We start from the raw sequence: 19,962 nt of genomic DNA, 5'->3' as shown, positions 1-19,962 counted from the left end.
CTACTGCCTTCGCCATTCGGGACTTGAACCCTATAGATAGCGCCCATGCTGGGCGCACACGAAAAAGGGAATAGCCCGGAATCGCTATCCCTTAATCGTTTGGGGCATCGGTTAAACTCCGATAATCCGATTTATCTTTGCATCATGATGGTTGCAATAACGATTTACTACAAAAGAGGATCAATCTCCTTCTCCCCAGCAAGTTCATCTGTTACTTGTTAGGCTTTCATTTTTTCACTAATGTGGATCAGGTGGACAATGTTAATATCCAACGGAAATTGTTTGAGGGTCAAGGATAATGGTCAAGCTCACTCTAACTTTCGGTTTTAAGCGACAGCAGCAAGCTCAAAGACACGGAAGATAAAGCCTTTTATTTAACGGTTTTAGCATTGAGGTCTTGATGAAAAAAACCGGTAGAGCCCGGAGCAGGCTCTTCCAGATTTAATAATCAGACACAGTCTCTGCCTTTGACAATAATTCGATCAATTGTTTCTGTCGATTCTCCAGAACACTCGGTGTCCAGTCTGTATTTTGTTCAATAAACACCTTATTTGCATGAAACGCATCGATTCGTTTCTTTAAATAGATCTTCTTTTTATCGACGAAATCAGAGTTGTTCAAAGCACTGTTCTTCTTCTGGCTGATTAAGACAAGATTGGCAAGCTTATTGGTCCAGTAAACACGTTCTTCATCCGTAAAATCCTTCTTCCATTGACTATGCTCCGGAGGATTTTGCGGCAGGATATGCTCAACTGTAATATAATGGTACCCGGACAAATGGACCGTATTATCGCTAAGCAAATATTCCATTTTGAGCAACAGGTGGCGGGCATAGGTTTTTTTGTAAATATTCCCCGAAATGCTTCGTCTGAACTCTTCCTTATCGATACCGAAGAGCTTATCCTTGTTCAGGAAATCGTCAAGTCCGGACACATCGGTTAATTCGATCGCCTTTAGAATCGCGTTCATGGCATCCAACCGGATCGTAGGTGTTGTACCGCAGACCCAATCTCCGGTAAACTTGAACTCCAACTTGGTCAGAAATTTATCTATTTGGATATTGCCGAACTTGGCGTAATAATGCATCAAAGGCGGGATCCAATCCTCTGACCGTAGTCCGATTCTCATGATCGTCAACAGGTTTTTGAATCCGTTGCTCAACTCGGAACTCTGGAGTTCAATGATATTCTCATAGATGTCATTATACTTTTGAACAAATTCGAATGTTTCCTTCCCTATTCTCAACGATGGGGTCTTGGCGTTGTAAACCAACTCCGTGAATTCCTCAAGCAAGTTTGTACGGGCCTTTTCCTTAATGAGGATAGTCCGAATAAACTGAAGAAACCGGTCGAAGTTTTCCCCATGCTTCCCTTCTATATCTTCCCAAATTTTAGCATACTTGTTCTTTTCTTTATCATTCGTTAGACTTCCCACGTTCTGCGACTTGAGAATATCGGCATTAGTCAGCGGGATTCCCCGGTTGTTGAGAATAGTGAACAGACGAAATGCATCTTCAGTATTCTCCGTCGAAACGTAAATGAACAGTGCTTTATTGAATATGAACCGGATGAACTGTTGCAGATCGTACTCCTTCAGGACATCCTGCAACTGCTCCCGCAGAACGAGCACTGTGTTGGCCATATTGGCCAGAGAAACGTTTTCTCCCTCAAGGTAGGACTTAATTTCTGCTATTTTTTCCGTGCCACCTTTAAAGATGATATAATTCGCGATAAAATCCTCGACTTTATCCCGAATTTTATAAGTCAAGCGGGTTCTTGCCGGGACATTCTCGAGCAGATTCTCCTCCTGATAAATTTTCTTTTGTAAAGTATCCACGTATAGTGGCACTTCAATCAGATCGCGCAGCACCGCCATCATGATGAAGAATGTCGTCAATCGTTGTTGCCCATCCAACACTTCGTATTCAGGGAACGAACTTTCCTTCAGCTTCTTCATGACCAAGGAGCCCAAGAAATAGTCATTTCCCGGCTTATGCTCAAAGGCATAGATCAGATCCTCTACCAGCTCCGTCACATTGTCGGTTTGCCAAACGTACGATCGTTGATACTCCGGAATCACAAACCAGAATGATTCAGAAAAAATTTTTTGAAGGATTTCCTTATTGGCCTCTATAGTTCCCGCCGACATGTTTTCACTCCTTTGATAGGTGTTAATCTTTTCTTTTATAATCTATAGATGGTATGGAATGATCATAGGACCATAACACGCCATGAAGAGGAAATGTATTGTTCTCGACCATTCTTCCAACGTAATAAACGGTTCTTCCACTTAGTATACGCTCAACTTCCGTAATACGACGATTATAGATGGACTTCATAGAATCGTCCGATTCATGTGGATATCCTCCCCATGCTACTACAATAAAATCATCCTCTGAGGTTACTCTGAAGATTGCTCCCCAATTAATGCACCTTTGTTTTCATATTTCGCAAGTGCTCAAAACCAGCACTATTTTTATATTTCATAGATATCTGTTTTGAATCATCTTCTTCGATTGGCACACTAAATGTTACTCTACCCAGATGTTTAACTTTAGAAATCTTAATTAAATGCTCAGATGGTATAACCCAGTAACTATTGTTTTTTTCTAGATAGAAAATATAAATGGCATTTTCTCTAGGCATTACTGTCATTGCAGCAAATGTATTCCAATTTTCATCCATTGAAGATCTAACCTTTATATATACATCAATATATATTTTGTCATTCAATCGTATGACACAGTCAATACCTGCGTCTTCAAGGGGATTAATAAAAATCTCAAATTTCTGTTTCAAAAGTTCAGAATAAACAATGTATTTAAGTCTCTTATTTACTGAACCAATATCTTTAACAGACATAATTTTATCACCGCATTATTTTAATATATTAATTAAATAAAATAAGATGCAAATATTATTTAGTTCGGTATTAATATCTTAAAATTAATCTCTTCTAAAATTCTGGAGCAATCGGGTTGCATCTAGTTTCTGTCTCTGAACATCTTCTGTAGATCGATTCCATAAATGAGGCCATCTCAATGGGTATAACTGATCCTTGTAGTCGATCATCATTATGGTTATTTTACGAAAAAGATTATTCCAATCTGAAGGCGTATTTCTAAGCATTAGAACTGGAACTCCGTAGTTCCATTCAGCTTTCAATTCGGTATCCATAAAAGTTAATGAATCACGATATATTTCCTGAAGTTCCCAAATTACTTCTGGATCTGATACCATTATTTTATCTAATTCCCGTGGAAACAATAATGCCTTTTTTTTCGCTCTCTTAAATTTTACCCATGGTTTTTTGTTTACTGGATCTATAATATCGCTCATATAAGCAAAGCCGGAGACTTCACCGGAATACTTTCCTTTTAGTACTTGCAGAATCTCATCCTTTATATTGTTTTTATACGATTTGATATGTACTTGCTCCATATCAATGTAAACATTGTTAAGTGCATCTTCATTCACGAACTGCATTCGCATTAACACATAAACATCCGCCATTGCTTTGGTTTCTTCAACGAGAAGCCACATATGTTTGGATTTTGTTGCTTTAAGATCTACTTTTAAGTTAGATAAATATTTTGAATCTTTACTGTAAAGTATCTGAAGATCATTTCCACCATCTGTCTCTGTCGTACTCTTATAAATATTGGTATCAACGCTAAAGCAATAGCCTGTACAAAACTGAAAAAAACGGTTGAAGATATATTCAGATAATTTACCTTCTATCGTATCTACTATATAGTCTTGTGGAGTTCTTTTTCTTCCCTCCTGTTGAAAGTCTCTCATCGTCATGTGGGTTAGACTTTCTACTGCATACCCAACGCTTTCCTTTAGTTCAGTATCAAATACTGGAATCTGGGGTTTAGATGATATTATCTTGCAATCAATTACTTGATTCAAATAATTACTAACAGCCCGGGATAATTGTTTCAAATTAAATGATTCATATTTAAAATGATTTTCCCATTTCTTTTCCGGCAAAACTAAATATAATGTGTTCCCCCCCAAATGTATTGGAAGAGAATATGAAAAAGTTGACTTGCACCCAGTCGTAACCACGGGATCGTTCAATATATTTTGCCAATCTGCTTGAATTCTCTTAAGTTCCATGTGATAAGTCCTCTTTATTTTTATTTTATTTTACTTAATTCCCCCCTTTTACTTTGGAACTAACGTTCGTATATCTATCGATAAAAAGTGAAATTAATGATATAATACTAAATACGTCAGTTGTAGCAGGGGGAAAGAGACATGATTTTTCGAAAAGGCGAGCTGTTCAACGGTCCCGGTGGTTTTGCATGGGGAGCTAAGAATGCCCGTGTAGAAGTTGGCGGAGAAGTGTTTTCCGTCCAACACGCTTGGTCAAACGATTACTGTGAAAGTGCATGTGAAACTTATACGTATAATATTTGCCCGGACCACCCAGAAACAGTTCATCATGGTGATGTCCGAAATTTGAGAATCGAAGAACTTGGTGAGATAGATTCCTTTATTTATGGATTTCCATGCAATGATTTCAGTATTGTTGGTGAGAAAAAGGGATTTGAAGGAACTTACGGCCCACTTTATTCCTATGGGATCAGAGTGCTGAATCATTATCAACCGAAATGGTTTATAGCCGAAAATGTCGGTGGTCTTCAAAGTGCAAATGATGGGAAAGCCTTTATACAAATTCTCTCCGAAATGGCTGGAGCTGGATACCGACTGACACCTCACTTATATAACTTTGCGGAGTATGGCGTTCCTCAGAGTCGCCAACGAATTTTAATTATTGGTTTCCGAAATGATTTAAATAAGGAATTCCGAGTACCCGCCCCAACTCATGGTCCAAATCGCCAATATCCTTACAATACCTCAGAGGCTGCTCTTACGATTCCTCCAATTCAGGAAGATGCATATAATCATGACATGCCCAAACATACTGAGAAAGTTATTGAATTCTTAAAACATATTCCCGCGGGGCAAAACGCTTGGTATGACGGTATTCCTGAGTCCTTGAGACTAAACGTAAAGGGCGCAAAAATGAGTCAAATTTACCGCAGGCTAGATCCTAACTCTCCTTCCTATACAGTTACTGGAAGCGGAGGTGGCGGAACGCATATGTATCATTGGTCTGAGCACCGAGCTCTAACTAATCGGGAACGAGCTAGATTACAAACATTCCCTGATGAGTTCATATTTAAAGGCACAAAAGAAAAAGTACGTCAACAGGTCGGTATGGCTGTTCCTCCAGAAGGAGCGCGCATTGTTATCGAAGCTGTACTAAAAACCTATGCTGGAGTTATATATGACAACATCCCATCAAAATGGAACATTGATCAGCTTTTGGCCCAAGAATCAATGGAGTTGGTCACCGTATAACTACATTTCAGTGCGCTCCTGAAAAGGAACGCACTTTTTTTAATAATTGTTCCGGCGTACTGTATCCTTGGTTGCAAACTGCATCCAGAAATAGTCTAACTCGTTTCTCTTCGGGTAAATTTTCCTCCATGCAATAGTTTAGAAATGCTAGCAGTGATTGTGCCGTTAACATTATCCCTGGAATATCTCTGTCTGAAATTGTTCTCTTTACCAAATCAGAAATTTTCCTAAGATTGCTTTCCCCGCTGAATCCTTGCGCTGTTACATATCCGAAAAAACCAACTTTTCGACCTTCAAACCCTTCATAATTTGGAATATATTCTGAAGCCATATGAGATACTAAATTTGCAGATAAAGGAAATTTTGGTCTATAGTTCTTCGAATCAAGTATACCGAAAAATTCCGTTCCATATTTAACTAATATTTCAATTTCAGTGGAGGCCTTTGCCTTTGGCTTCGGGCGCATAACAACTTCAAATCCTAGCGCTCTCAAAACATTCCCTGTCTGATCTTCAAACATCCTGTCATCTTCCTGATTCAAATAAGAATCAACAAATTCAGGACGAACTTCAGTAAATATAGTCTGAGAAATATTAAAAGCTATCATTTCAGCATCCTTTCTAGGGAACTCACTACTCAAAATTTCAGTCAAACTTTCTACAGACAAGGCACTTGGATTAGGCACATCATTCAGCAATCGATTAATTAAAATTTCAGTTTTCTTGCTATTTGACGCTGCGCCAATACTTCCATAGTGGTTTGCTTTGTAACTTCCAATGTCAAGACCATTATGCAAAGCCATCTGCTCTAAGGAAATTTTATACCGCTCATTGAAAGGATATCGCTCATCGAACTCTTCAAGCCTTTTTTTATACTCTACGCTCTTTGACGGATCAACACGCAGTGCTTTGCCTCGAATGTATTCAGCAAGTTCAGTGTATTCACAAATCAACATAAAAGTATGAGCCACATCACTGTGTGCGATCTCAAAATCTCGAGCTCCTTTATCGGAACGCTCGCGATGATCGAACTGCTCAACAATTGCTGCTTTCAAAGCAAATTTTCCTTCGTCACTTGATAATCGAAACTGAAGAATTCGCTTAATAGCTGATTCTAGTTCATCATCCCTTTTAGCAGTAAGAACAAAGAATGTGATCTCTTCTTTTGTTACATAATAATCAAGCCTCTCCTGATTCACCAGTTTAAGTAAAAACCTTGCAGGACGGATGCGGAATCCTTCTTCAAATTTTGGTTTAAATCCAACTTCTAAGAAATAAGCATTTGGAATTTGCAATGTAAGAATCTGTTTCGTTGTATGAAGACGCACGGAATCTCTTTTCAGTAACTTAAGGCCTGACTTTGTCGGTTGCAAGAAGCCGTCTGCATCCAGATAACAATAGGCGAATGTTCGCATCATAGCAGCCCATGTACGACCTCCTGAACCATCTTTACTCACATTTTCACGTTTAATACCAATTCTGTATAAACACTTTTCGTACTCAATATGCGCATCGCGGTTACCACTCCATGGAATGGTGAACTGCTTAGTCGCAGAAGCCAAAGCTTCCATCGCGTCGGCATGAAAACGCGGATCCCTTTCGGGTCTAGTAATAAACCAAACTTTCCTTTCACTCATGTGTCTCCTCCTGTAATATCCATTCGTTTTTTAATCGCAAATATGCTTCCAGCTCTGCCCGGTTTAACGCTTTTTGAAGACCTGACGATTGTAGCGCTTGAAGCCCAATAAAAAGCTGACGTATCTCATCGTTATATACGGGCTGTTCCTCTCCGGATAAATCACCTGCAGTAAGTAGCATTTGCTGTATTTCCGCGTCGAACAACCGGTCCAACGAAATCAGTTGTTGTCCTTTAAAGCCTAGTTCCCGGTTCGTATATGCGAGAATACGTAATACTGTTGAAATACGTAAATCTTTAACTTTATTCAACGCTTTATTAAATGAATTTTCTGCATTACCTACGAGTTTACTGATCTTCGCATTATTCATACCGCTAGCATATAATTCCCGATCCAAATTATGAAGGAATTTCCAAACAGCCGCTTTCTTCAGCAGACTTTGAAGTGCTTGTGTTTCATCTAACATGCTGCCATTTTCCTCCTACTGGATGTATAATAGCCTCATGGAAAGTATACCCATTTCATCACTTATATATATGACCCTTTTAGGTCATATAATCAATTAAAAGAGGTGTAATTTAATGGACAACTTGTCAGAGAGTGACCGGCGAAAAAATATGCAAAACATTCGTTCAACAGGAACTAAAATGGAATTGAGGGTTCTTCAAGCACTATGGAAAAGAGGCTTGCGTTACCGAAAAAATGTTAAGGACTTGCCTGGCAAACCTGATATATCCATAAAAAAATATAAAATAGTTGTCTTCTTAGATTCTTGTTTTTTTCATGGATGTAAGGAGCATTTTATTATGCCTGCCAGTAATACAGAATATTGGTCAAAAAAAATAGAGAGGAATAAAATTAGAGATCTCGAGGTAAGCAAAGACTATGAATCAAGGGGGTGGTTAGTTTTACGGTTTTGGGAACACGAAACAAAAAAAGAGCTGGAAAAAGTAATTGAAACCATATTAACGGCTGTAGAAAAGCGAAAGAAACGATAGCTATTAAATATCATTGTATTTAGTATATAAAATTTCAAAAGTAGAATAGATTGATCAGCTCTATGCTTACTTTATCTTTATAACTCCCCCTTACTGCATGCTTATATTATTTAACGTATGTAAATGAATTTTTCTTCAAACTAACCATTAACAAATAATATGTGTATTGTTAAAAAGAGGTTTACAAAAATGGATAAGTATGGTACATTAGTTTTGTACCGGAAGCACCGGACAATAAGCCCGAGGGAAAGCATCCCCGGGCTTTATATTTTTCTCAGTAAATGTTTGGGACTAAAGCATTTATAAGGATTTACTCTCTATCTTTATCCTCTTAGATCAAAACTTATAATTCCTAAACACCTTTTTCCCATATATCACATCAACAATAAACTGATGAAGCCTTCTTTAAAAGTCTCCTAATTGCCTCTAAAATCTCTATAATGAGGTTTTTCTTTTTTTAGTAATGATTTTTTTGTTCACTGTTTTCCCACATATTAACATTTTCAGAAAGAATTAATCCCCCGATAAGGTGTTACCCCAACTTGAGGTTTACGAACTTAGTAGAAGAGAATGGGTGAGGAGTTTATTTTGATAAATTTGGGAAATAATTTGTATCATTGAAGGAAATAAAGCAAATTTTGTCGAATGTTCATGTTATTCTGTCGTTTAATAACATGAGGTGAAATATTAGATGTCAACCGTCTATTTTGCAAAATTTAATATTAATGAAGAAATTTACAATGTATACAATGATGAACTATTGTTAGAAAAACTTTTGTTCAAAATCTATAATGGAATTAAACCGAATAATATACTTGCCGATCAGGATGGAACATATAAATTTATATCGATTGATAAAAATCCAGATACTTCTGTTGTTTCCGGGCGCCTTGTTCTTTTCGCGCCAGGAGTTCATGTTTCTTATGATGAAGATAATGATGATGTAATAGAGCGACATGATCCTAAGGCTGCAAGGTATATAACTTTTAGTTTCGATATTCGGAGGGAAATAATTGGATTTGTTCCAAAAAGAGGTTTTAGCAGAAATTTATTTCTCGAAAAGTTTAAGAATCTGATTGAAGCAAGTTGTGATATCGGTGAAGTTGAATTGTTTATTGAAATTAACAAAAGAAAATTTGTCGAGCAGCTATCTGTTTTTAAACATGTAAAAGAAGTTTCAATAAAGTTAATACCACCTAATGGCGATAAGGAAGATTTTGCTGAACTTTTTGGAACAAGTTCTGAGAAAATCAAAGAAACAAACTCGACCAAATTTGAATTAAATTTAAAAGGTACTGCCAAACAAGGTATCGATGTTAGATCAGATTATATTAAGAAATTCATTGAATTTGTTACTAAAGGCTATGGTTTGATGAATTTTAAAGGCAAGAATACTTCCGATGAAGATACACAAGTGAAAAGCGATGAACAGGCCCCCTTTACAAAACCAATTTCCGATCAATCTAAAGACGTAATTCCAACTGTTCAAGAAAAGACTAGAGCCGGTATATCTGAGATATTACTTCAAAGAGTAAGTGATGAAGGAGCGAATCATAATGTCAGGGAAAACAGAGACGAATGAAACGCAAACTATGGATATCTCTTACTTTTACAAAAACAATAGGTTTTTTCATTTTCTTAGTAAGACTAAGAAGTACAAAGACTTATATTGGAGTAAAGAAGCGGCAGTTTCATTTATTTTAGCGATGATAAGTTTGGTAATATGTCTGTTCATTGTTTTCAAAATTGATAATATAACAAAAGTTCAAGAACAATTCTCTGTAAGTAAAATTGATATTGAGGGATCTATAAATTTTATTAGAAATACACTCAATATCATTATTGCAGGTCTATTCAGTTTACTTGGTTTTTTAGTTGGAGGACTTGCAATTCTTGCAGGGATGGCAAATAATAAAATCCTAAAAAACATTATTGACTCAGGAAAAGGTTTGAATTTTTTCAGAATACTTTTCACATTTTATTTTGCAGGGGCAATACTAGGGTTCACACTTGTTACAACAATAATATCGTACCTAATAACGTATACTTCTTTCCCGTTTTCAGTTGGATTATTTTCATTTCTCTGTTTTATTGTGAGTTACTTTATGTACTTTATTATGATTTATACAATAATGCTTCTAGGAACTAGTCTAAGATTTTTCTTACTGAATTATCACTATTTTAGTGAATGAACTTGTGGTCTTGCCAACAAGCCCGTACTAATCACACGTGCTTATTGGTTTTTTTGATGGATTCAAGCACCAGTGCCAATGGGATCATTCTGAGTAAAGATATCTCCTCAATACCCCTGCCTTAAATCCATCCAACAACTCACGTAACTTCTTTTGTCGTTGCTCGCTTAATGTCACGTAACATTATTCCAAGCATCTTTCTTCTATTTTTGTATGTCGAATTATCTTATTTTTCGTGAAATAATCGGCATTTCACATTAGCTTCACATCAAGTAGTCAAATTCAAGCTGTTATACTGACTTAAGACAAACTACTGTCCTATATGAAAAACCTTCATTAACAAGATTTCTCAGAATCTGTATTATTAACCAACAGACAAACTGATTCAATATGTGTCGTATGCGGAAACATATCCACCGGCTGCACCTCGGCGACGGTGTAGCCGCCGTCGGCGAGCACGTGCAAGTCGCGTGCGAGGGTCGAGGCGCTACACGACACGTAGACGACGCGGCGCGGGCGAAGCTCGAGGATCGTCGAGAGCAGCGCGGGGTCGCAGCCCTTGCGCGGCGGGTCGACGACGATCACGTCAGGACGGACACCCTGACGTGTCCACTCGGGCAGGACCACTTCGGCCGGGCCTGCCTCGAAGTGCACGTTCGACATGCCGTTTAACGCGGCATTCTTGCGTGCATCGGAGATCGCCTCTTCGACGATCTCTACCCCATACACCTGTCCCGCGCGCTGCGCCAGGAACAGGGAGATCGTGCCGATGCCGCAGTAGGCATCGACGACGGTCTCTCCGCCTGTCAGCGCGGCGTACTCAAGTGCCTTCCCGTACAGCACTTCCGTTTGTACGGGGTTCACTTGAAAGAACGATCGCGCGGAAATTGCAAATTTCACATCGCCGATGTAGTCATAGATGACCTCGCTGCCCCACAGGACGCGGGTCTCATCCCCAAATATAACGTTGGTCTGTTTCATATTCACGTTATGGCAAATGCTCTTCACCGCAGGCAGAGCCTTGCGAATGCCGTCAACCCACTCTGAAGCGCGAGGAATCTCCCTACCGTTGGTCACCAACACGACCATGATCTCGCCCGTGCGGTAGCCGACTTTGACGACGACGTGGCGCAGCAGTCCGGCGTGAAGCGCCTCATTATAAGCGGTAATCCCTAACCGCTTTCCGATCTCTTTCACCCGAGCGACGACTTCGTCATTCGACTCGTGTTGAATCAAACACTCATCCATATCGATGATGTGATGGCTCCCCTGTGCATAAAAGCCGCCGATGAGGCCGCCCTGCTCTTCGCCAAAAGGTACCTGCGCCTTGTTGCGGTACCGCCAAGGATTGGACATCCCGAGCGTAGGATGGACAATAATGCCCTCAGTCGCTCTAGCTTCCCCCACAACCTGCAGCTTTCCAATCCGCACTAGGTTATCAACCACCTGCTGCCGCTTCACGCGCAGCTGCGCCTCATAACCAAGGTGCTGCAGCTGGCAGCCGCCGCACTGCTCATAAATCCCGCAGTCCGGATCCACCCGATCCGGGCTCTCCTTCAGAACGCGCTCCAATCTAGCATAGCCGTACTGCTTCTTCAGGTGCTCCACCCGCACGAGTGCACGCTCGCCCGGCAGCGCACCACCAACAAAAAGGGTAAAGCCGTTCACACGGCCTACCCCTTCCCCGTCATGGCTGATCCCAATGATCTCAGCCTCATATTGCTGCCCAATCTGCACCGGCAGATCGGCCATCCATACTGGCTCAGCATTTGATTTTGCCTTTGATTCTGGCTTTGATTGTACTTTACCCCCGCCATTGCGATCTTTATCTTCACCCGGCCGCGGGCCGGAACGATTCTTTTTCATAAAACCCTCACTTTATTTCCGCAACTTAAAATATTTAACTGTCTTGGGAAGTAGTCTGTTCCCCACGCCCTACTCCGACTCCTCATCCACACCCGCAATTCCCTTCAACTGAAACGGTGTCGTGAGCGTATTAAGCAGCGTTTTCTTATAAATAGATTGCCCAGATTCATCCACGATGATCTGTAAATGGCTCTGCAAATTCGTCATCACACACGGCAGTGTGCCGCCAAACTCGCCGTCGAGGTTGAGCTGGACGTAGTCCGGCGAATTAATTTCGATACGATCCGTTTGGAAGTAGATCACGTTCGGATCGTTCAAATGCTCGCCGCGTAGCGCGAGTGTCACCACTCGAATGAACTCCGCAAGGTTACACTTACGCAATATCAATACGTCGAACAATCCGTCATTCATGTTCGCATCCGGCGCGAGCTTCTCGAAGCCGCCGACGGAGTTGGAGTTGCCGACGAGGAAAAGCATGACTTCCTCATGGAACTCGGCTTCGCCTGCTTTGACGAACACCTCGATCGGGCGCAGGCGGGGCAATTTTTCGAGGCCCTTCATATAATAGGCCAACTGGCCGATCATCGTTTTCAGCTTGCTGGGGACCTCGTAGGTCAGCTCAGTCATGGAGCCTCCGCCGGCGATATTGATGAAGTAGCGGTTGTTGATTTTGCCTACATCGATGTCCCGCGTGTATTGCCGGACGATCAGGTCGACGGCCTGCTCCCAGTTTTTGGGGATATTCAGGGCGCGGGCAAAATCATTGGTGGTCCCCAGTGGTAAAATGCCCAGCGGCGGCCGGTTCTCCTTTTCCGCCATGCCGTTGACGACTTCGCACAGGGTGCCGTCTCCGCCTGCCGAGATGATCAGATCGAAGCCTCGATCCACCGCAGCGGCGGCGGCAAGTGTGGCGTCGCCTTCACCAATGGTGGCGTGCGTCGAAGTCTCGAAACCTCCTCGCTCCAGGCGCTGGAGGATTTCCGGCAAACGCTTTTTCATTTCCTCGCGTCCGGAGGTCGGATTGTAGATCAGTCTTGCTCTTTTGACCATTGCGTTCTCATCACCTGTTCGCAGTTGTGATTCGTGAAGCGATCTGCTTCTCGATCCATTGTGAAATCAGCGGACTAGGCAAAAGCGCCTGTCCATTATATCGATATTCGAACCCTTCCATCCGGGAAGGGATGACTTTGCTCGTGAAATAGCCTTCGCTTAAAAATAGCGGCGCCACAACAACCGTATGTTCCGGCTTATGCTTAGCCCACCACGTCATCTTCCGGTTCACTTGATCTGGCAAAAGCATGGCGACATCCGCCTCGTCGTAGCCGCCTAAAGCTTTTAACCGCTCGGCAAGCTGTTCCAGCCCTTTGCGCCACTTTAGATGAAAGCCTTTTTCCACACTGCCGTGACCAACCAGGAGGACGATCTCCCGGCTCGGGTTATCGGACAGCTCTTTGATTTTCTCATATATAATTTCAGCAATGACCGGATCGTCATCGATCGGAGATGTAAAATGAATGCGGGCCCGGATATCGAACCGCTCCAGATCTGTCGGCAGCGTAGGCTGCGGAATGACTCCCAGCGCATAGCTGATTTCATCGATATGTGTGCTCCCGGAGGACACGAACAAAGGAACGACGACGATATCCGTGACGCCCTGCGCCTCAAGGTTATAGATCCCGTCTTGAATGAGCCGACCTTCGACCAGCTCCAGATAGGAAGCAAAAATCGGCGTCCCCGCCGGCATCCGGGCTGCCGATACGGCATCATCGACGAGCTTAACCCAGCCCTCATCGCGAGAGCCGTGGCTGATTACAAGTACGCCAAATTTGCTCATTGTGTTCGACCCCATCCGTTCCCTACGATACCATGTGATACCTATGCTAACCAATGTATTCGCGCATGTCAATTGACCCTGGATGGATCCAAGGATTGAACATGAAAAATCCCGCTTTACACAAGGTAAGGCAGGATGTTATTACTTTTGAAATAAACATTCATCTTAGCGGTTTAAACGGTCAAGCGTCAGGACGTAGCCGTCATTGCCATAGTTCAAGCAGCGTTTGACTCGCGAGATGGTCGCCGTGCTGGCGCCGGTCTCGGCTTCGATCTGGTTATATGTGCAGCCTTTGCGCAGCATGCGCGCCACTTCCAGACGTTGGGACAGTGATTGAATCTCATTCACCGTACATAAATCATCAAAGAAAACATAGCACTCTTCTATATCTTTGAGCGTTAGAATGGCTTCGAATAACTGGTCTATGGCTTTATCGTTTAATTTTTTTAATTGCATTCGTTATCAACTCCCGGTAGAACTTCATCGTAGCCCATGAGTAAAGCAAGCTCTGTTGTATGTTTCGACACGAGTCCTATAATTCCTTCCTTTAGATTGGCAAAACGTTAAAATTTCTATGCGTTACCGAGGTAAATCGCGACTATTTCCAAAACCCGTGACATTCGTCCATACCACTCGTAGGCAAGTGACATATCTTATATTAGTCTAATCTGATGAAAAGGTCGTGAATTCGAGTGAGTAACCACAGACAAACGATTGGCAATGGCGGCATTGATCCTCAAGTGCACACACGCAGTTTCACCGGGGCTCCACAAATCGGCGATGGCTTCGGCCAATATCCGGGTCTCGGCGGCAATCCGTTCCCGCAAGGCGGCGGGCTTCCTGTTCCTTTTGAAGGCGGTGGCGGCAATGGCTTCTTCGGAGGCGCTCCTGGCGGCAATACCAGCGGCTTCTTTGGCGGTGGCGGCAATCCGGGCGGCGGTGGAGGCGGCGGACTGCTTGGCGGTCTGTTCGGCGGCGGAGGCGGCGCTGGGGGTTCATCCAATCCGCTTAGCGGCATAAATTTCAAGCAAATTCAAGGCTTCGTAGAGCGTATGGGCGGCATTGACGGCATCCTCGGAACGATGGGCAAAGTGCAGAAGTTCATGGCCAGTTTTCAGCAAATGGCCCCGATGATGAAGGTGCTCTTCAATTCCATCGGCAAAGGCAAGGTGAAATCTTCCGATACAGAATTGGAAGATCTGATTCCCCGCAAGCGCAAACGCCGCAAAAAATCCGGGTCCGCCCGCAAAAGAACGGGCAGCAGACCTACTGCCGGAACCCGCAAGCGCAGATAATTTACGATGAATAATTGCGGCGGACTAGGACTCGAGATAGAGTCTTAGACTGCCGCTGCTTTGCTTGACTTTGCCGCTCTCCGTCTCCGTAGAAATACAAAAACATATTGACGAGAACGCTTTCATGTTGCAAAATTCACCTATGAACTTTTTTACGAAATGTGAAAGGGAGCGTGACATTGATCATGCAAAATAAACAAAATGAAAAAAAGGCCAGCCAATGGTGGTACATCCTTCTGATCATTCCTTTTATAGCTATGCTGTGGCCTTCATCTTATTCTACTGCCGAGCCAGCACTGGCGGGAATGCCATTTTTTTACTGGTATCAAATGTTGTGGGTTATTATCAGCGCAGTGTTAACGGCAGTCGTATATTTCGCTACGAAGCGAAAATAAGAGAGAGAAGGAGTCATTATGAATATTAATTGGACGGCATTCATCGTTTTCTTATTGTTTTTTCTACTAGTTACGGTTATCGGATTTTATTCGGCAAGATGGCGTCAAGGAAACCTTGAGCTTCTCGATGAGTGGGGATTAGGCGGAAGAAGGTTCGGAACGCTGATCACCTGGTTTCTCCTGGGCGGAGATCTTTATACGGCCTATACGTTTATTGCCGTACCTGCTTCGATGTATGGGAAAGGCGCGATCGGATTTTTCGCTGTGCCGTATACCATTATCATTTATCCGTTCATATTTGTTGTTATGCCGCGCCTGTGGTCGGTTGCCAAAAAGCATGGCTACATTACGGCAGCGGATTTCGTTAAAGGACGTTTTGGAAGCAATTCCCTTGCATTGGCTGTCGCAGTTACCGGTATTTTGGCTACTATGCCATACATAGCGCTTCAATTGGTTGGTATGCAGGCGATACTCGATGCCATGGGATTTACGGGGACAGGCTTTATACACGACTTGCCGCTTATCATTGCCTTCCTGGTACTGGCGATTTATACATTTAATAGCGGTCTTCGCGCTCCGGCCGCGATTGCCATTGTCAAAGATTTGATGATCTATATCACTGTTATTGCAGCCGTTATTTATATTCCTTACAAGCTTGGCGGATTTGGTCCGATCTTCGATGCCGCGGCAGTCAAGCATAAGGAAGCTGTCATCCTTGGTCCTAAGGCTTATGCGCCTTATGCGACGTTGGCTCTTGGCTCCGCACTTGCCTTGTTCCTGTACCCGCATTCCTTGATCGGGATCTTCAGTTCGAGCAGTCGAAATGTGATTAAACGCAACTCCGCGCTACTGCCGGCCTACTCGTTCGTGCTGGGTATCATTGCATTGCTTGGGTTTATGGCGATTGCCGCTGGCATCACGACGAAGGATGGCAACGCTGCTATTCCGGAATTGTTCCTTAAAATGTTTCCTAGCTGGTTTGCAGGATTTGGATTCGCCGCAATCGGTGTAGGTGCCCTTGTCCCAGCGGCGATCATGTCGATTGCTGCGGCCAACCTGTTTTCGCGCAATATTTATAAAGCGTACATCAACAAAAATGCTACAGACACACAGGAATCCAAGGTTGCAAAATGGTTCTCGCTTGTTGTTAAAGTCGGCGCATTGCTGTTCATTTTCTTAATGAACAAACAGGACGCAATCAACCTGCAGCTACTGGGCGGGATCTGGATTCTTCAAACCTTGCCTGCGGTCGTAGTCGGCTTATATACAAGATGGTTGAATCGTTGGGCCATGGTAATTGGCTGGCTGATTGGGATGGTATACGGTACATTTNTACGCCCTAGTATTGAATTTCATTGTGGCCATCGTCCTAACTTTCATCTTCCGTGCGATTGGTATCGGAAATGGCAAAGACGAAACGCAACCACAAGATTATCATTTTGACGTAGCATAAGATCAAAGCAACACTCACTCCATTGGAAACTCCCGCCACGTATAAAATGAAGAAAACGGAGCCTTCAAGCTTGCAAGGCTCCGTTTCTGTTTTCGATTTGCGGAACAGGCTGCCGAGCGAATCACCTGCAGCCTGGATAGTGCAATATTATGGAACTATCGTCTCCGTTAGTTCAATCATGGTTTGAACTAAGGATATGTTCGAAAAATCATACATAAATACCTTTTAAACAGCAAATTCCATAATTCTGTGTGAAAATTCATACAGATTAGTGCTTTTTTAAGAAAAGAGTATAATTCTGTTCGATAATTCATACAGATTCGTTCTTGTTTCGATAACTTTACCTTACTTATTCCGTTCAACTATACTGCCATTTAGCTTAATGCCAGAAGGAGCAGCTGCCGCGGCGGCAAACTGCTCCTGGATCGTTAAACTAAATCTCTCGTTAGCGCAACAATTTAATTTTGGCTTAATCTTGTCTTTTCTTTAGAAATCCATACAAAAACATAACAATCCCAACAACCACAAACGTTGTCACGAATACATTGTCAGTCATACTAACCCAAGGTAGACCTAAACTTCCATTCCCAGAATGAACTTCTAGTCCTTGTACTGAAAGACCGTTAGCAATCCAGTTGGCACATCGTTCTAGAGTATACAAAATACCAGCGATAATAATAAAAATAATTCCTGTTATCTGAAACGATTTCCCTGTCATTCAGTCACCTTCTCGAGGTTTATTTCATTCCAGCATCCAAATGTGTTTACATATGTGTTATTATCGAAAAGTTCTCCGTTAACTTAATGTTTTTAAATGTTCAACTGATGCAAAGTCTTCAATTTTACAATTTCCACCTTCACAAAAAAGTGTAGTTATTGAACACTCGGGAACCAACTCGCTTTGTACGGATATGAATTCAGGGTGCCAAACATCAAGTTCGCACTTAGTGAATGTCTGAACTAGAAAGTCAGTTATTAATCCTCCATGAGTAACAATTACAATATTACTTTGAGGCGGATATCGCGTTGCTAATTCCAATAATAAAGAGGATAGACGTTGACCTGCTTGCATAGCAGAATCACCAACTGGTGGTATATATTCAGGCTCACGTGTACATCGCTCCCACATCGAGACAAACTCATGAAAAGTCTGCCCTGGCAAGTCCCCCCAATTAGCTCGTTCCCGCAAACGAGCATCCACATTAATTTTTGATTTCGTCTCCAATGCAATATAGTCAGCCGTTTCTTTTGCCCTTCGGAGTGGGCTTGAAAGTATGGTTGCTATCGGCAATTTACAAAAACGTCTCGCTGTTAATTGTGCTTGCAATGCACCATTAGACGTGATTGGTACGTCTCCAATTGCCTTTTCTTTTAGAGCATGCCTAACAAGAAAGAATGTTGTGCCCATTAATCAGCGCCTCCTCCTACCATAACACGATTACGGCTTATCGTTTTGAAGACATTTCCAGATTACACCTTATCTAAAATAAGAACAACGGTTAATTTTATTCAAACTATCCTGCCAGTTACTTAAATGAACAAATAGAGGATCTGCCGCGATGCAAGCTCCTCTACTATTTATTCTTCCGGATAATTTTCTTAGTTTGCATCTGCTTTCAAACTCTTTTGTAGCTTCCGAATATAACAAATTTGTCCAATGTGATATGCATTATGAGTTGAGACGTTTCCGATTATCTCCCACCACTTGGCAGCCTCCGGGAAACCTAATACATCACTTTCGACTTTTTCTTCACTAAGTAGATCTTGCCATTTTAAAATCACCTCTATTAGTCGTTCTTTTAAGTCAGTGAATTTTTGATCTTCGGGAATAATAAAGCTTCTATTATTATTTCCTATGGAAGGCACTGCATCGACATGAGATTTTTGGTACCTGGTTTGCCAAGTTTCATTCCAATAAAGTAAATGCTGTACAATTTCAGCGATACTATTACTATCTTCACTAGGTTTCCAAAACGCTACTTCCTCTGACAAATTTTCAACCGCATCAGAAAATGGTAGGTACCAACTAGGGTCATTAGCATTTGCTAACAACTGATTAGATAAAATATCTTTTACATGAAATATACTTTCCACACTCCTTCTGAATGATAAGCGGCAGCCGGTTAATGTTCATGTTGAGCTAACGTTAACCGATAGTTAAGCAACCACGTGGATAATGGTTTATCATCCCAAACTTGTACTTCTATGTACCTTTCCGGTCCATTATTACCTTGAGAATTCCATTCTTGAGGTAATCCAAACTCATTTATTACCTGGTAAATCTCATTTAACGTATATACCTGACCTCGGTACTTCTTCCCATCCTGGTATCTCATAGTTGGAAACAAGTCTCCATAAGTAAAGCTTAAAGTATAAGGATCGAATTCTGTAATAGGTATACGTAGTTCTTTACCTTTCTCGAACCACTCCAAGAGCCACGGACATTCTCCAACAGTCATGTAATGAGGATAACTTCGAAGAGGCTTTCCGCCCTTTAATATAAATAAGTCTCTTGCCATTAATTCGAGACTCCGTCGAATTGCAAGATAGTCATTTGATCTTTTACTCGCAAATCCTTTTTTCTGAATTCGAATTTCGTTGAGAATTCTTTCCGCTTCTTCTGGCTTTAAATCGGATAAATTTCGAAAAGGTCCTGTTGATTCATCAAAATAATGATTTAGAAAATTTATCATTTAATAACCCCACAATGAACAACTTTAATCCATATAAATCATACCACTTTTAATTAAACTATGCTGCCAGTTAGTTCAGTCAACAGCAAAAAGAGACCCACAACAACGGACGGCGAGTCTAAGATTTATATTTTAAAGGGGTTAGTATTTATTATAGGCTAGATTTCATTAATGCTGTATGAAAATAACAAACGTTTCCGTTAACGTAATAACTTAAGACTTACT

20 protein-coding genes are annotated in these 19,962 nt (G+C 41.8%); 7 read left to right on the top strand and 13 right to left on the bottom strand.

All coding sequences use genetic code 11. The features are described from left to right. Window positions 1-441 precede the first annotated feature (441 nt). The 3 genes from ACFQZT_RS16770 to ACFQZT_RS16760 form a co-directional block, all read right to left on the bottom strand. Window positions 442-2,148, bottom strand: coding sequence for a DUF262 domain-containing protein (locus tag ACFQZT_RS16770; RefSeq protein WP_379301834.1), 1,707 nt, complete (start codon window positions 2,146-2,148; stop codon window positions 442-444). A 275-nt stretch (window positions 2,149-2,423) separates the two neighbouring features. Next, window positions 2,424-2,861, bottom strand: coding sequence for a hypothetical protein (locus ACFQZT_RS16765; protein WP_379301832.1), 438 nt, complete (start codon window positions 2,859-2,861; stop codon window positions 2,424-2,426). Between the two features lie 84 nt (window positions 2,862-2,945). Beyond that, window positions 2,946-4,124, bottom strand: coding sequence for a hypothetical protein (locus ACFQZT_RS16760; protein WP_379301830.1), 1,179 nt, complete (start codon window positions 4,122-4,124; stop codon window positions 2,946-2,948). A 141-nt stretch (window positions 4,125-4,265) separates the two neighbouring features. Here ACFQZT_RS16760 and ACFQZT_RS16755 point away from each other — a divergent pair, with 141 nt between their 5' ends. After that, on the top strand, window positions 4,266-5,375 hold the full coding sequence (locus ACFQZT_RS16755) for a DNA cytosine methyltransferase (RefSeq protein WP_379301828.1): 1,110 nt from the start codon (window positions 4,266-4,268) through the stop codon (window positions 5,373-5,375). Between the two features lie 7 nt (window positions 5,376-5,382). On the opposite strand, the gene ACFQZT_RS16750 is transcribed toward ACFQZT_RS16755, so the two are convergent. Both ACFQZT_RS16750 and ACFQZT_RS16745 read right to left on the bottom strand, forming a co-directional pair. Then, on the bottom strand, window positions 5,383-7,011 hold the full coding sequence (locus ACFQZT_RS16750) for a restriction endonuclease (RefSeq protein ID WP_379301826.1): 1,629 nt from the start codon (window positions 7,009-7,011) through the stop codon (window positions 5,383-5,385). Further along, a complete protein-coding gene (locus ACFQZT_RS16745; protein ID WP_379301824.1) occupies window positions 7,004-7,477 on the bottom strand; it encodes a hypothetical protein in 474 nt (157 codons plus the stop codon). Before ACFQZT_RS16745 ends, ACFQZT_RS16750 begins: the two co-directional genes overlap by 8 nt. A 115-nt stretch (window positions 7,478-7,592) precedes the next feature. Here ACFQZT_RS16745 and ACFQZT_RS16740 point away from each other — a divergent pair, with 115 nt between their 5' ends. From ACFQZT_RS16740 to ACFQZT_RS16730, 3 genes are all read left to right on the top strand, one after another. Further along, window positions 7,593-8,009 (top strand): very short patch repair endonuclease, encoded by a 417-nt coding sequence (locus ACFQZT_RS16740; protein ID WP_379301822.1) that lies wholly within the window; start codon window positions 7,593-7,595, stop codon window positions 8,007-8,009. A gap of 691 nt (window positions 8,010-8,700) precedes the next feature. Next, window positions 8,701-9,591 (top strand): DUF4747 family protein, encoded by an 891-nt coding sequence (locus tag ACFQZT_RS16735; protein ID WP_379301820.1) that lies wholly within the window; start codon window positions 8,701-8,703, stop codon window positions 9,589-9,591. After that, complete coding sequence (locus ACFQZT_RS16730; protein ID WP_379301818.1) at window positions 9,566-10,201, top strand: hypothetical protein; 636 nt, start codon at window positions 9,566-9,568, stop codon at window positions 10,199-10,201. Before ACFQZT_RS16735 ends, ACFQZT_RS16730 begins: the two co-directional genes overlap by 26 nt. A 336-nt stretch (window positions 10,202-10,537) precedes the next feature. Here the strand turns inward: ACFQZT_RS16730 and rlmD are convergent, their stop codons facing one another. The 4 genes from rlmD to ACFQZT_RS16710 form a co-directional block, all read right to left on the bottom strand. After that, window positions 10,538-12,067, bottom strand: coding sequence for a 23S rRNA (uracil(1939)-C(5))-methyltransferase RlmD (rlmD, locus tag ACFQZT_RS16725; RefSeq protein ID WP_379301816.1), 1,530 nt, complete (start codon window positions 12,065-12,067; stop codon window positions 10,538-10,540). Window positions 12,068-12,136: 69 nt separating this feature from the next. After that, window positions 12,137-13,117, bottom strand: a complete 981-nt coding sequence (locus tag ACFQZT_RS16720; RefSeq protein WP_379301814.1) for a diacylglycerol kinase — start codon at window positions 13,115-13,117, stop codon at window positions 12,137-12,139. A gap of 10 nt (window positions 13,118-13,127) precedes the next feature. Then, window positions 13,128-13,901, bottom strand: a complete 774-nt coding sequence (locus ACFQZT_RS16715) for a sirohydrochlorin chelatase (protein WP_379301812.1) — start codon at window positions 13,899-13,901, stop codon at window positions 13,128-13,130. 165 nt (window positions 13,902-14,066) lie between these two features. After that, window positions 14,067-14,357: a YerC/YecD family TrpR-related protein gene (locus ACFQZT_RS16710; RefSeq protein WP_171682407.1), complete on the bottom strand. Its 291-nt coding sequence runs from the start codon at window positions 14,355-14,357 to the stop codon at window positions 14,067-14,069. A 236-nt stretch (window positions 14,358-14,593) separates the two neighbouring features. Here ACFQZT_RS16710 and ACFQZT_RS16705 point away from each other — a divergent pair, with 236 nt between their 5' ends. From ACFQZT_RS16705 to mctP, 3 genes are all read left to right on the top strand, one after another. Beyond that, window positions 14,594-15,196: an aminotransferase gene (locus ACFQZT_RS16705; RefSeq protein WP_379301810.1), complete on the top strand. Its 603-nt coding sequence runs from the start codon at window positions 14,594-14,596 to the stop codon at window positions 15,194-15,196. A gap of 185 nt (window positions 15,197-15,381) precedes the next feature. Beyond that, entirely contained in the window at window positions 15,382-15,591 is a 210-nt protein-coding gene (locus ACFQZT_RS16700) for a DUF3311 domain-containing protein (protein ID WP_379301808.1), read from the top strand. 18 nt (window positions 15,592-15,609) lie between these two features. Next, entirely contained in the window at window positions 15,610-17,034 is a 1,425-nt protein-coding gene (mctP, locus tag ACFQZT_RS16695) for a monocarboxylate uptake permease MctP (protein ID WP_379301806.1), read from the top strand. A 479-nt stretch (window positions 17,035-17,513) separates the two neighbouring features. Here the strand turns inward: mctP and ACFQZT_RS16690 are convergent, their stop codons facing one another. The 4 genes from ACFQZT_RS16690 to ACFQZT_RS16675 all read right to left on the bottom strand — a co-directional run bounded on the left by ACFQZT_RS16690 (window position 17,514) and on the right by ACFQZT_RS16675 (window position 19,737). Continuing rightward, window positions 17,514-17,762: a hypothetical protein gene (locus tag ACFQZT_RS16690; RefSeq protein ID WP_379301804.1), complete on the bottom strand. Its 249-nt coding sequence runs from the start codon at window positions 17,760-17,762 to the stop codon at window positions 17,514-17,516. A gap of 78 nt (window positions 17,763-17,840) precedes the next feature. Continuing rightward, on the bottom strand, window positions 17,841-18,452 hold the full coding sequence (locus tag ACFQZT_RS16685; RefSeq protein WP_379301802.1) for a histidine phosphatase family protein: 612 nt from the start codon (window positions 18,450-18,452) through the stop codon (window positions 17,841-17,843). 191 nt (window positions 18,453-18,643) lie between these two features. Further along, window positions 18,644-19,129, bottom strand: a complete 486-nt coding sequence (locus tag ACFQZT_RS16680; RefSeq protein WP_379301836.1) for a DinB family protein — start codon at window positions 19,127-19,129, stop codon at window positions 18,644-18,646. 38 nt (window positions 19,130-19,167) lie between these two features. Beyond that, on the bottom strand, window positions 19,168-19,737 hold the full coding sequence (locus tag ACFQZT_RS16675; RefSeq protein ID WP_379301800.1) for a hypothetical protein: 570 nt from the start codon (window positions 19,735-19,737) through the stop codon (window positions 19,168-19,170). Window positions 19,738-19,962 lie beyond the last annotated feature (225 nt).

Source organism: Paenibacillus sp. GCM10027628 (assembly GCF_042676385.1).
In the GTDB taxonomy this organism is placed as follows: domain Bacteria; phylum Bacillota; class Bacilli; order Paenibacillales; family NBRC-103111; genus Paenibacillus_E.
The sequence above is the reverse complement of the archived record's forward strand: the minus strand, read 5'-3'. Positions and strand labels throughout refer to the sequence as shown.

Bases quoted from the DNA above. Each gene is read 5' to 3' on its own strand.
- ACFQZT_RS16770 (WP_379301834.1), bottom strand. From the start codon at position 2,148: ATGTCGGCGGGAACTATAGAGGCCAATAAGGAAATCCTTCAAAAAATT.
- ACFQZT_RS16765 (WP_379301832.1), bottom strand. From the start codon at position 2,861: ATGTCTGTTAAAGATATTGGTTCAGTAAATAAGAGACTTAAATACATT.
- ACFQZT_RS16760 (WP_379301830.1), bottom strand. From the start codon at position 4,124: ATGGAACTTAAGAGAATTCAAGCAGATTGGCAAAATATATTGAACGAT.
- ACFQZT_RS16755 (WP_379301828.1), top strand. From the start codon at position 4,266: ATGATTTTTCGAAAAGGCGAGCTGTTCAACGGTCCCGGTGGTTTTGCA.
- ACFQZT_RS16750 (WP_379301826.1), bottom strand. From the start codon at position 7,011: ATGAGTGAAAGGAAAGTTTGGTTTATTACTAGACCCGAAAGGGATCCG.
- ACFQZT_RS16745 (WP_379301824.1), bottom strand. From the start codon at position 7,477: ATGTTAGATGAAACACAAGCACTTCAAAGTCTGCTGAAGAAAGCGGCT.
- ACFQZT_RS16740 (WP_379301822.1), top strand. From the start codon at position 7,593: ATGGACAACTTGTCAGAGAGTGACCGGCGAAAAAATATGCAAAACATT.
- ACFQZT_RS16735 (WP_379301820.1), top strand. From the start codon at position 8,701: ATGTCAACCGTCTATTTTGCAAAATTTAATATTAATGAAGAAATTTAC.
- ACFQZT_RS16730 (WP_379301818.1), top strand. From the start codon at position 9,566: ATGTCAGGGAAAACAGAGACGAATGAAACGCAAACTATGGATATCTCT.
- rlmD (WP_379301816.1), bottom strand. From the start codon at position 12,067: ATGAAAAAGAATCGTTCCGGCCCGCGGCCGGGTGAAGATAAAGATCGC.
- ACFQZT_RS16720 (WP_379301814.1), bottom strand. From the start codon at position 13,117: ATGGTCAAAAGAGCAAGACTGATCTACAATCCGACCTCCGGACGCGAG.
- ACFQZT_RS16715 (WP_379301812.1), bottom strand. From the start codon at position 13,901: ATGAGCAAATTTGGCGTACTTGTAATCAGCCACGGCTCTCGCGATGAG.
- ACFQZT_RS16710 (WP_171682407.1), bottom strand. From the start codon at position 14,357: ATGCAATTAAAAAAATTAAACGATAAAGCCATAGACCAGTTATTCGAA.
- ACFQZT_RS16700 (WP_379301808.1), top strand. From the start codon at position 15,382: ATGCAAAATAAACAAAATGAAAAAAAGGCCAGCCAATGGTGGTACATC.
- ACFQZT_RS16690 (WP_379301804.1), bottom strand. From the start codon at position 17,762: ATGACAGGGAAATCGTTTCAGATAACAGGAATTATTTTTATTATTATC.
- ACFQZT_RS16685 (WP_379301802.1), bottom strand. From the start codon at position 18,452: ATGGGCACAACATTCTTTCTTGTTAGGCATGCTCTAAAAGAAAAGGCA.
- ACFQZT_RS16675 (WP_379301800.1), bottom strand. From the start codon at position 19,737: ATGATAAATTTTCTAAATCATTATTTTGATGAATCAACAGGACCTTTT.